An 11,231-nucleotide genomic window follows, 5' to 3' on the forward strand; every position below is an offset into this window, starting at 1 on the left:
CTGCTGAGGGGCCGGCTGCTGAGCGGGCGGCGGCTGAGCGGCCGGCTGCTCGGCGGGCTGGTGGGACGGCGCCTGCTGGGAGGTCGCCGGGGCCTGAGGCGCGCGGATGCTACCGCGGTCGCCGGAGACGGCCTCGATCGCGCAGTCGAGCCCGACGACCTCGATGAGCGCCTGCCGGAGGAACTCGCTGTGCGCACCGCGGCCGAAGGTCGCCGCGAGCCCCGGGGAGCCGAAGCCGAGCATGAGCCGTTCGCCGTCGTAGTCGACGACCTGCGCGTGCTGCGAGACGAGCGACCAGGTCGCCCGCTTGAGGCCGGACAGCGCCGTGAGCACGTCGGGCCAGAGCCGCCGGACCGTCGCGGTGTCGGGGCCGCCGCTGCGGCTGCCCGCCGCGACCGGGGCGGGTGCGTCGGCCGCCGCCTGGGCGGCGGCTGGGGGCGTTCCCCAGCCGTCCGGCTCGGCTGCGCGCGCGGCGGGCGGCGCCGCCGGTGCCGCCGGCTCGTCGACGCGCGCGGCAGGGGCATCCGCGGTGACCGACGGCGCGGCGGGTGCGTCGTCCGGGGCCTGCGACCGCTCGACGACCGGCGCCGGACGCTCGACGGGAGCGGGCTCCACCGGCCGCTCGACCGGCCGCTCGGCACGGGCCGCGGGACGGTCGGCGGGCGCCCGCACCGGCTCGGGGCGGTCGGCGCCGCCGACGGGCGAGGCGAGCGGCATGCCGGGGGTGACGACGCCGAGGCGCTTCTCGATCCGGTCGACGCGGGCGCGCAGGCCGCGCTCGGCGTCCTCGGCCGCGGGCAGCAGGAGCCGGGCGCAGAGCAGCTCGAGCTGCAGGCGCGGGGACGTCGCCCCGGTCATCTCGGTGAGGGCGGCGTTGACGACGTCCGCGGCCCGGGAGAGCTCGGCCCGGCCGAACCGGCCCGACTGCTCCTGCATCCGGCGCAGCTGGTCGGCGGGCAGCGCCCGCAGGACGGCGTGGCCGCCGTCCGGCACCGCGGCGACGACGAGCAGGTCGCGCAGCCGCTCGAGGAGGTCCTCGACGAAGCGGCGGGGGTCGTGCCCGGACTCGATGACCCGGTCGACGACCTGGAACACGGTCGCGCCGTCCCCGACCGCGAGCGCGTCGACGACGTCGTCGAGCAGCGTCGCGTCGGTGTAGCCGAGCAGCGAGACGGCGAGCGGGTAGGTCAGGCCCTCCGGACCGGCGCCCGCGATGAGCTGGTCGAGCACCGAGAGCGAGTCGCGCACCGAGCCCGCACCGGCGCGGACGACGAGCGGCAGCACGCCCTGGCCGACCTCGACGTCCTCGGCGGTGCAGAGCTCGGCCAGGTAGTTCTGCAGCCGCTCCGGCGGGACGAGCCGGAACGGGTAGTGGTGGGTGCGGGAGCGGATCGTGCCGATGACCTTGTCCGGCTCGGTCGTCGCGAAGACGAACCGGATGTGCGGCGGCGGCTCCTCGACGATCTTCAGCAGGGCGTTGAAGCCCTGCGTGGAGACCATGTGCGCCTCGTCGATGATGAAGACCTTGAACCGGTCGCGGGCGGGCGCGAAGACCGCGCGCTCGCGGAGGCTGCGGGCGTCGTCCACGCCGCCGTGGCTCGCGGCGTCGATCTCGACGACGTCGAGGCTGCCCCCGCCGCCGCGGGCCAGGTCACGGCACGAGTCGCACACCCCGCACGGGGTCGCCGTCGGGCCCTCGGCGCAGTTCAGGCAGCGGGCGAGGATCCGCGCGCTCGTCGTCTTGCCGCAGCCGCGGGGCCCGGAGAACAGGTAGGCGTGGTTGATCCGGTCCTTGCTCAGCGCCGCCATGAGCGGACCGGTGACGTGCTCCTGGCCGATGACCTGGGCGAACGTCTCCGGCCGGTAGCGGCGGTACAGAGCAGTGGACACGCGCAGCACCCTAACCCCGTCGTCGGACATCGCGGGGCGGCGTCCACAGGAGCGGTCCGACATCTACCGTGGGCCGGTGGCCGATGTCCGCCTGACGCCGGTGACGCCCGGCGACCGGCCGGACGTCGCGGCCTGGCTCGTCCGCGAGTCGTGGCCCTTCCACGCCGACGGAGCCGCCGACGCGGCCGCCGTGGAGCGGCGGCTCGCGGCGGACGACGACGGGGGCTCGGCGTCCTACCGGGTGCTCCGGGACGGCGGCCCTGTCGGTCTCGTGCGAGTCCTGGACCTGGGCGACCCGACCGTCGAGATCGACGTCCGGATCGCCGGTGCGGTGCGCGGCCAGGGTCTGGGGACGGCGGCGGTCCGGCTGCTCGTGGACCTCGTCCTCGCCGGGCACCCAGACGTGCTGCGGATCGAGGCGGCGACCCGGCAGGACAACGCCGCGATGCGCGCCGTCCTGCGCCGCTGCGGCTTCGTCAAGGAGGCCCACCACCGGGACGCCTGGCCGGCGCCGGACGGCACGCTCCGCGACACGGTCATCTACGCACTGCTCCGCCGGGACCACGAGAGCGGGACGACGACCCCCGTGGTGTGGGACGACTGACTGTTATGCAGGGCCGGGCGGCGCGGGTGCCGTCGACGACCGGGACTATCGACAATACGCGATATCTACATTGCGCTATATCGACGATCCGCTATATCGTCGCCGCATGATCGAACAGCTCGCCGCCCGCCTCCTCAAGGAGGCACGCACCCGGGCCGGCCTGTCCCAGGTCGAGCTCGCCCGCCGGGCCGGGGTGACGCAGAGCGTCATCAGCGCCTACGAGTCGGGCAAGAGGCAGCCCGCGCTGCCGACGCTCATGGACCTCGTGCGTGCCTCGGGGATGGACCTGGTCGTCCAGGTGGAACCGGTTCCCGCACACCGCGGACCGCTCGGCGGGCCGTTGGGGCGCCGCGTCGAGGAACACCGGGAGGCGTTGAAGGCGGCCGCCGCCCAGCACGGGATCACCAACCTGCGCGTCTTCGGCAGCGTCGCCCGGGGCGACGAAGGGCCGTCCAGCGACGTCGACCTCCTCGCCGACTTCGCGGACGACGTGGGCCTGTTCGCGGTGGGCCGGGCTCGCGCCGCGCTCGAGGGGCTCCTCGGCGCAGAGGTCGACCTGGTCCCCGAACGTGCTCTCAAGGACGACGTCCGGGAGACCATCACCCCGGAGCTGATCGCGCTGTGAGCTACAGGGACACCCGTCGGCTGCGGGACATCGCCGTCGCTGCAGCCGCCATCGAGCAGCATCTCGCCCGAGGGCCGGTCGACGACGGGATGCGCGACCACCTCGCGCACCGCTACTTCGCCACGGCGCAGGACGTCGTCCTGCGGACAGCCACGGACGACCTCCCCGTGCTGCAGCGGGCGGTGGCAGAGCTGCTCCGAGCCACCGCACCTACGCCGTCCGATGTGTCCGACGGCGCCGCCGACCCGACGGACAGCGCGCCGTCCGCGGGCGTATAGAGTGTTTGCCAGACCCCTCGTGCGGCGTCATCCCGCTGAACTCCCCCAGGGCCGGAAGGCAGCAAGGGTAGGCAGGCTCTGGCGGGTGTGCGGGGGGTCCTTTCTGTGCCGGGACGTGTGCCGGGAGGGTTCGGGATGACGGCGACGCCGCGACTGGTGACCGCCCGCCTCCGCCTCGACCCGCTCCGCGTCGAGGACGCCGAGGACATGGCCGTCGTGCTCGCCGACCCGGCGCTCTACACCTTCATCGGTGGCGAGCCGCCGTCCGTGCAGCGGCTCCGCGACCGGTTCGGCCGGATGATCGCGGGGCCCGGCCCGGACGACGCCGGCGAGGTCTGGCACAACTGGACGGTCCGGCTGCGGACGGCGTCCGGCGACGAGCCGGGCGACGGCCCCGCGGTCGGGACCGTGCAGGCGACGGTGACCCCGGCCGCGGCGACCTCGGACGTGGCGTGGGTCGTCGGCACCGGGCACCAGCGCCTCGGGCTGGCCACCGAGGCGGCGACGGCGATGGCCGGCTGGCTGCTCTCGACCGGGGTGCGCAGGCTCGTCGCCCACATCCATCCCGAGCACACGGCCTCCGAGAAGGTGGCGCAGAAGATCGGGCTGCTCGCCACGGGCACCTTCGACGACGACGGCGAGCAGCTGTGGGCCCTCGACGGTCCGGACGAGGAGGCGTGATGAAGGTCGCGGTCATCGGTGCGGGCGCGTGGGGGCTCCCGACGGGCGCCGAGCTCGCCGCACGCGGGCACGACGTCACGGTCCTCGACGCGTTCGGGGTCGCCAACGCGGCCTCGTCGTCGTCCGGCCCGACCCGGATCTGGCGGCTGGCGCACATGGAGCGGGCCGACATCCGGCTCCAGCAGGAGTCCGTGCGGGCCTGGGCGAGCGTCGAGCAGCGGGTCGGGCGACCGCTGCGGACGACGTGCGGGCTGCTCTGGCGGGACCGCCGCGCGGACCGGCTCGCGGCGTCGGTCGCGGCCGAGGGCGTCGAGCACACCTGGGTGGACGCCGCCGACGTCGGCCGGTTCTTCCCCGGCCTGCGCCCGGACGGCGTCGACGCGGTCTGGCAGCCCGAGGCGGGCGTCGTCCTCGCCGCCGACTCGCTCCTCGCCCACGCCGGGCTGCTCGCCGACGCCGGCGGCCGGCTCTCGACGGGCTCCTGGGTGCGGGCGGTCGACCCCGGGCCGGACGGCGTCCGGCTCACGCTCGGCGACACCCGCCCCGGCGCTGACGGCGCGACGACCGGCACCCTCGACGTCGACGCCGCGGTCGTCACCGCCGGGCCGTGGGCGCAGCCGCTGCTCGACGCGCTCGGGGTCGGGGTCCGGGTGCTGCCGGCGCTCGGACAGGTGACCCACGTGACCGGTCGGCCCGACGCCGAGGCCCTGCCCTGTCTGCTCGACGGCTACCAGGACCCGGCGGACGGCGGCGACTCCGGGGGCGTCTACGCGATGCCGACCCCCGGCCTCGGCTACAAGCTCGGCTTCGGCGCCGCGCTGCGCCCCTTCGACCCGGCCGACACCGACCGCACCCCGGGCGACGACGAGCGGACGAGGATGCTGCGCTACGTCGAGGGTCTCGGCTTCGACGCCCCCGTCGCCGGCCCGAGCCAGGTCTGCACGTGGACCGACTCCCCCGACGGCGACTTCGTCATGGACACCGTCGCCGACGGCCGCGTCGTCGTCGCGACCGGCGACACCGGTCACGGCTTCAAGTTCAGCGCCGTCGCCGGCCGCTGGCTCGCCGACCTCGTCGAGGGCCGCGACGTCGGGCCGGACGTCGACCGGTTCCGGCTGGCCCGGTTCACCGGCTGACGCGTCCGCGACGATGGCCGCATGACACAGCAGACGCGGCTCGCGGCGTACGGGGTGTGCGAGGTCGACGGGCAGGTGCTGCTCGCGCGGTACGTCGCCCCCGACGGCAGCACGTGGTGGACGACGCCCGGCGGCGGGGTGGACCACGGCGAGGACCCGTGCGACGCGGTCGTCCGCGAGCTCCTCGAGGAGACCGGCTACGACGTCGTCGTCGACGAGCTCATCGGCGTCGGGTCGCACCGCGTCCCGGCCGCCGAGCGCTTCACGCACGCCCGGTTCGGCGACCTGCACGCCGTCTTCCACTTCTACCGCGTGCACATCGTCGGCGGCAGCCTGCGCCCCGAGGTCGGCGGGTCGACCGATATCGCGCAGTGGCACCCGGCCGCCGACGTCCCGACGCTGCCCCGGGCGGTCAACCTCGAGATGGCGATGGACCTGAACCGTCGCCGTCCGCCGACGGGGCGGCCGGAACCAGTAGCCGTCCACGGGCTCCTGCATCACTGAGACGCGCACGAGGCGTAGCGTCCGGGGATGGCCAAGCAGATCATCACGACCCCGGACGCCCCGGCGTCCCCGCTCTACAGCCAGGGCGTGCGCGCAGGGTCGACGATCTACGTCTCGGGCATGGTCGGCGTCGACCCGGTGACCCGGCAGCAGGCCGGCCCGACGATCCAGGACCAGACCCGGCAGGCGCTGCGCAACTGCACGGCCGTCGTCGAGGCCGGCGGCGGCACCCTGGCGGACGTCGCGCACGTGACCGTGCTGCTGTCGGACCCGGCCGACTTCGCCGGGATGAACGAGGCGTACGCCGAGGTCTTCACGAGCGACCTGCCGACCCGGGCCGTCGCCAAGCTCGGGGTCGACCTGCCGGGAGTGCTCGTGTCGATCATGATGACGGCGCACGTCGGGGGGTGAGGGCTGCCGGCTGACACGCTGGCAAGGGCGACGCCGGTGAGGGTTCGGGATCGGCTGCGGGCGGAGGATGGGGGACTCCGTCGCGGCTCGCCCCTCGCCGCTCCTCCTCAAATCACTCTGCCCAATTCCTGCGAGAGCCCCCGGGAAAGAACGTCCCGGGGGCTCTCGCAGCAGCGGAGGATAGGGGATTTGAACCCCTGAGGCTTTTACACCAACACGATTTCCAATTCTGCGATGCCCGTTCAGCCTCGTTCGCCGGCCTAGCGGACAGCCGAACCGCGATCTACCTGGATGGCCGCACACAACCACGAACCCACGGGGACTGAGACCAAAACTGAGACCAGGGCACGCGACGCATCGTCCCTTCACGCGCGTCGGCGCGAGCCTCGGGCCGGGACAACCACTCCCCCTCACGCACCCCAAGGGGATACTCTCACTCAGCGTCACACGGTTTCGTCGTGACGTGACCATCAGTAACAGATGCACGGCGTGTTGCCTTGACAGGCAACACCAGGTACGCTACGCGAATGGGGGACGCCTACATGACAGCAGCAGAACTGCTGCGCGAGCTCCGAGAGCAGCGCGGCAAGTCGGTGCGTGGGGCTGCCGCCGACCTGGGGCTTACTCCGTCGTTTCTGTCTCGACTCGAACGCGGCGAGCGCGGATTCGGCGCAGAGGTCAGCAGCCGAATCGCCAACTATTACGGCGTGACCACAGATCTTCTTGCGCTCGCGGAGGGTCGCGTGCCACACGACGTTTTGCTGATCCTTCGCGAACACCCCGAGGAGATAGAAGCGCTTCGCGAGAAGTACAGGAATACAGACAATGACGAGTGACGCATGGGAGAAGTCCCTAACCGGAGCCGTCATTGGTGGACGAACCCTGGTCAGTTACCTGGGAGGCGGAAACTTTGGCCTAGTTTTCGAGGGTGCCGGCTCCAGCGCCCCTCGGAGAGCCGCCGTAAAATTGCTGCCTCCAGTCAGCGACGCAGACGCGACCGCCGAGTTTCAGCGTGAAGGAGACCTGCTCAGGCGGGCTTTTGGTGCTAGTCGCGTTGTCTCCATATTCGACTCAGGCGTGCACACGGTCAATGCCCAACTAACGGGCGGCATAACTGTGCCGATCTCCATTCATTTCCACACCCTCGAACTCGCCGACGGGGGCTCGCTGGAGAAGTTGGTTGCCCATCGGGATCGCGTCTCTCTGATGGAGAGACTGAAGTTGTGGCGCGACGCCGTCCTAGGGATCCACCAACTCCACATGCGCCAGATCGTGCACCGCGATCTGAAGTCAAACAATCTCCTTCTCTTCCCGGCCGCCCACAATGAGACGATCTGCAAGATTGGCGATCTGGGGAGAGGACGGCATTTGGCCTCTCCCGCCATTCATCACATCCACGAGTACATGGCTGGGCGCGGCGACTTCAACTTCGCCCCTCCAGAGTTCCTGTTCTTGCAGGGCAAGGACACTCCAGAGGCTCAGCGCCAAGCGGACCTGTACGGGCTTGCCTCACTCCTCTTCGAACTTGTTTGCGGCGTAGGTTTGACCAGTGTCGCCCTGGGGCCTGGCCCCGATATTTTCCAACAGAATCTACACAATCTCCGGCTCGGACAAGAAGTTGACTTGTCTGGTCTGCGCACCAACTTCTCTTCGGCAGCAGAACTCTTTCGGCAGGAGCTGCCCAGAACGATCGCTGGAGACCTCACAAACCTGCTCCTACAGCTCAGCAATCCCGTCCCCGGCGAGCGAGCTCCGCTTCGAAGGCAGGGCGGGCGAATGGTTAGGCAGAACTTCAACCTTGAGTGGCTTCTGCGACGGTGCGACATCCTGGTGTCCCGTCTAGCGGTATCCCGGGAACGCCGACGTGTCAGGAGCGCATGATGCCATCCATGGGAGTCCTGTCGCCCACAACCCGCATTGCAGACGTTGCCCCTGCAGGCATGCCTCTCGGACCGGTATCCCCGACCAGATCCGGTGAATCGGTCGCGCCGCATCGCCAGGGCGTTGCCCCCAACATCTCTGCAACAGAAGCAAGCGCACTGGTAGGAAAGTGGCGGGCACGAACAAGCGCCGAGGCCGCTCGCAGTCAGGCTTTTGCTGAGCAGCATCAAGATTCCGCGGCCGCATGGGCGAGAGCGGCAGCTGCACACCGGCTCTCAGGCGACCTCGATTCCGCGAAGCTCTGCGCTGCTAAGGCCTTCTCGCTGTCTGTTGCTGCCGCCCGCGCAGGGAATCTTCCTCGAGCTGTTGCTGCACTGAGCACTCAGATTCTTATTCAGCTCGACGGGATTGAGACGATACTGACGGCGCTCGAGGACCTCCCCGTAGAATCAGCCCCCGCTCTCCACGCTGAGATCGCTGCACAGAGAGGGGATTTCTCCAGAGCTCTATCAATTCTCGAATCACCGCAAGGGGATGACGAGAACTCCAGCTTCCATGGATACGTGCTTCTGCAACTCGGTAAGCCAGAGAGAGCCTTGCGTCAGTTCCGCCGCGCGGTAGCAATTAACGATCAGGACTCCATTGCGCTGATTAACGCCGCCGAGGCGTGTCGGCAGCTTGGCGCGCTGAAGAAGGCCGTGGGCTACGCCCGCCGCGCCGTGCGACTGACTCCTGGCCGGCGCGACTTTGGCATTAAGCTAATCGAGTTGTTGATCGACGCTGACCAGTGGGAAGAGGTCCGAAACGTCATTCGCGCGCTTCGAGCGTCAGGCGTTCAGGACTCGGCGGATCTCCTGACCAAAGAGGCATCGATCGCTAGCCAAGATGGGAAGCACGACCGGGCACTGGCATTGATGCGACGGGCGCTTCAATGCGACGACGAGGAACGCAGTGACGTATTCGTCGCAGAGATTCGCGCGAATATCGCCCACCTGGAACTGCTCCTCGGCCGAAGGACTCGGATCGCCGCGATTGCCGAGTACAAGAGACTTCTGGCGGATCATCCGACCAGCCGCCCGATCCTGCACCTTCTGACGGCACAATTGGAGCGGTCCCGGGACGCTGAAGTCCTGGCACCGTTTGTCGGTAGCGGTACTGCTCCGTTCTCTGTTCGCGTTCAGCACGCTTTCTTGGGATGCGACTTCGAAGAAGCGCTGCGACTTTCCGATCTTTGGCTTAAAGCTGAGCCATCAAATTGGAACGCAGTGCTTACACACATGGGCTTCCTAGGGCACGTCAGAGACGATTGGGGAGCTGCCGCCACTCTCGCGAAGAAGGCTCTTCGGAGGGCGCCGTCAAATCCCTTCATCGCAAACCAGTCCGCCTTTTGTCTGGCACTTGCGCGCGAGTCTCAGCTGGCACGTCGAGCGCTATCCATGACCGACGAGTGGGACTACCGCTTGGAGGCTACGAGCGGCCTGGTTGCCATTGCAGCTGGCGACGTTTCCGGCGGTCTCCGGCTATATCGACACGCATCCGAAATGGTGGCTAGTGCCCCAGACGCCGCTGAAGCTCTCCCGCTGATGGTGCAGTATCAGGCGCTCGGCTTGCGGGTTCTTGGGCTTCTCGGAGCGAGTGAAGTTCCTCAAGACCTGCGAGCTGGGCTACTGCCGGAGGTAGAGCTCCCTGCATCATGGGCGCAGATTCCGGCGTTCGTGATGCTTCAGCAAGCTGCTTTGCGCAACGGCTGGCCTTGGCCACTATCTGTCGAGTGAAGCAACAATTTTGGGGTACAGCAGAGCGCACTGGGCAAGCGAGCAGTCTGCAAGGATCACAAGCGGACGAGTAACTTGGTTGACCTCGCGCGATTAGCGCACGCCGCAGCGCTCGCGCCGATTGGCCACTCCCCGCCGAAACTCCATCAGGTACTCGATACCTTGCTATCCAGTGCGTCCGCTCGAGTGCGCAGCCGAGTGCCGGTCAGCCGACGAATGTCGGCTGCAATGCACAGGGCTAAGACTGCCGCAGCTGCGCGAAAAAGGACTTCCAGTCCTCGCCGCCGTGCTCACGAATCCAATCAAGTAGCAGGGCACGATCTGGGCTTTCATCTAGTGATCGCACGAGTCTTGAGACCTTCCGCGCACCCGTGGTCTCGGCATACTTAACAAAATCTCTGATGGTTTCAACGGTAGACCATTGAAATTTCCTCGCGAGTTCCGGCGTAACGCCATCAACAACGCCGCCGTGGACAGCACTCGATCGCACATCTTCGTAAATTGCGAGGGTCCGATTCGGAAGCGGGAAGTGACCATTGACCAAGTGACTTAGGAGAGCCTGGCGAATAGCCAGGTTGTACGCCTTCAGTCCGTCTGACTTGTCACCGAGCAGGGACTCCAAAGCGAAGCACAGGAAGAGGACCTCAACCACTGGGTCACCAGCAAAAGTTGCGCGATCCATCCATTCAAGGGCGGACTGAAGGGCTCTCTCCAAGTCGCAAGCAGGCTCTTTGATCGCGAGATCGAACAGGCTGACGTCCTCAGGGTCAACGGAGAAGCTCGAGATGTTCAGTCCCCAAGCCGTGTTTGGAGGCATATGAAAGCCGAACCCAATACCAACGAAAGCCATGTGCGCGTTGAGTCGAAATCGAAGCTGGCCATCCTGTATCCGACGTCGATATACGGCACGCAGTGCACTGAGTCCCTTCTCTACAGCCATGCGAGCGCGCTCAGATATCCTTGAAGAATTGGTCCCACGGACGACAACCAGGGCAGCGCACCAATCGCGAGGCAAGGCCAAGTCGGCCAGTTCGCCCAGTGCGATCGGGTCAGTGCTCGGAATAAGTGTCATGGCACCAACATTCGTGCGACTCTCTACCGTTAGATCCTCGACCACGAGCAGGCACTCGACAGAAGAGACCTCCCTCTCGCATCGCCCGACGAAGAGGGGGACGTGATTTGTGGTTCTGTCCGCGAGACAGTCACCAATGAACTTCCAGACCTCATCCTCTGGCTTCTTCAAGTGTTCGAAGCGCAGGTCGGACTCGAGCAGTTTCGTCGCCTGGTCGACTGCGTCGCGTTCATCCCGGCGTACCAGGATGTGAATCGAGCCGTCCGGACGACCGATACCCCGGGACATCACAAAACCGGTTGAGTCGGCACCGCTAGGACGTGCACGCCGAAACAGGCTCTGTACCTGCCGAAGCGCGGCCTCGGGGTTGCGGG

At 68.3% G+C, this 11,231-nt stretch carries 12 protein-coding genes and 1 other RNA gene; 11 read left to right on the top strand and 2 right to left on the bottom strand.

Going from position 1 to position 11,231, the window contains the following annotated elements; all coding sequences use genetic code 11:
• Window positions 1-1,890: DNA polymerase III subunit gamma and tau (locus EDJALFJO_RS07570; protein WP_143448363.1), on the bottom strand; the 1,890-nt coding region annotated here is incomplete at its 3' end.
• Window positions 1,891-1,966: 76 nt separating this feature from the next.
• On the opposite strand from EDJALFJO_RS07570, the gene EDJALFJO_RS07575 reads away from it, so the two are divergent.
• From EDJALFJO_RS07575 to EDJALFJO_RS07625, 11 genes are all read left to right on the top strand, one after another.
• Complete coding sequence (locus EDJALFJO_RS07575) at window positions 1,967-2,494, top strand: GNAT family N-acetyltransferase (RefSeq protein ID WP_198950099.1); 528 nt, start codon at window positions 1,967-1,969, stop codon at window positions 2,492-2,494.
• A 106-nt stretch (window positions 2,495-2,600) separates the two neighbouring features.
• Window positions 2,601-3,119, top strand: a complete 519-nt coding sequence (locus EDJALFJO_RS07580) for a helix-turn-helix domain-containing protein (RefSeq protein ID WP_088283780.1) — start codon at window positions 2,601-2,603, stop codon at window positions 3,117-3,119.
• Complete coding sequence (locus EDJALFJO_RS07585; RefSeq protein WP_198950100.1) at window positions 3,116-3,397, top strand: HepT-like ribonuclease domain-containing protein; 282 nt, start codon at window positions 3,116-3,118, stop codon at window positions 3,395-3,397. Before EDJALFJO_RS07580 ends, EDJALFJO_RS07585 begins: the two co-directional genes overlap by 4 nt.
• A gap of 8 nt (window positions 3,398-3,405) precedes the next feature.
• An RNA gene (gene ffs / locus EDJALFJO_RS07590) (signal recognition particle sRNA small type) lies at window positions 3,406-3,502 on the top strand.
• A 51-nt stretch (window positions 3,503-3,553) separates the two neighbouring features.
• A complete protein-coding gene (locus tag EDJALFJO_RS07595; RefSeq protein ID WP_233149738.1) occupies window positions 3,554-4,078 on the top strand; it encodes a GNAT family N-acetyltransferase in 525 nt (174 codons plus the stop codon).
• Window positions 4,078-5,214 carry an FAD-dependent oxidoreductase gene (locus tag EDJALFJO_RS07600; protein ID WP_088283784.1) on the top strand — a complete coding sequence of 379 codons (1,137 nt, stop codon included), beginning with the start codon at window positions 4,078-4,080 and terminating at the stop codon, window positions 5,212-5,214. Before EDJALFJO_RS07595 ends, EDJALFJO_RS07600 begins: the two co-directional genes overlap by 1 nt.
• Before the next feature lie 21 nt (window positions 5,215-5,235).
• The gene (locus tag EDJALFJO_RS07605) at window positions 5,236-5,718 is read left to right on the top strand and encodes an NUDIX hydrolase (RefSeq protein WP_088283786.1); all 483 of its coding nucleotides are present in this window, start codon (window positions 5,236-5,238) and stop codon (window positions 5,716-5,718) included.
• A gap of 27 nt (window positions 5,719-5,745) precedes the next feature.
• A complete protein-coding gene (locus EDJALFJO_RS07610) occupies window positions 5,746-6,129 on the top strand; it encodes a RidA family protein (protein ID WP_088283788.1) in 384 nt (127 codons plus the stop codon).
• A gap of 527 nt (window positions 6,130-6,656) precedes the next feature.
• Window positions 6,657-6,965: a helix-turn-helix domain-containing protein gene (locus tag EDJALFJO_RS07615; RefSeq protein WP_088283790.1), complete on the top strand. Its 309-nt coding sequence runs from the start codon at window positions 6,657-6,659 to the stop codon at window positions 6,963-6,965.
• Window positions 6,955-8,010: a protein kinase gene (locus EDJALFJO_RS07620; RefSeq protein ID WP_088283793.1), complete on the top strand. Its 1,056-nt coding sequence runs from the start codon at window positions 6,955-6,957 to the stop codon at window positions 8,008-8,010. The genes EDJALFJO_RS07615 and EDJALFJO_RS07620 overlap by 11 nt, the downstream gene beginning before the upstream one ends.
• Before the next feature lie 59 nt (window positions 8,011-8,069).
• Complete coding sequence (locus EDJALFJO_RS07625) at window positions 8,070-9,785, top strand: tetratricopeptide repeat protein (protein ID WP_158220328.1); 1,716 nt, start codon at window positions 8,070-8,072, stop codon at window positions 9,783-9,785.
• Window positions 9,786-10,023: 238 nt separating this feature from the next.
• Here EDJALFJO_RS07625 and EDJALFJO_RS34105 read toward each other — a convergent pair.
• Window positions 10,024-11,231: hypothetical protein (locus EDJALFJO_RS34105; RefSeq protein WP_158220329.1), on the bottom strand; the 1,208-nt coding region annotated here is incomplete at its 5' end.

The sequence above is a fragment of the Kineosporia sp. A_224 genome (genome assembly GCF_002198655.1).
GTDB lineage: Bacteria > Actinomycetota > Actinomycetes > Actinomycetales > Kineosporiaceae > R-H-3.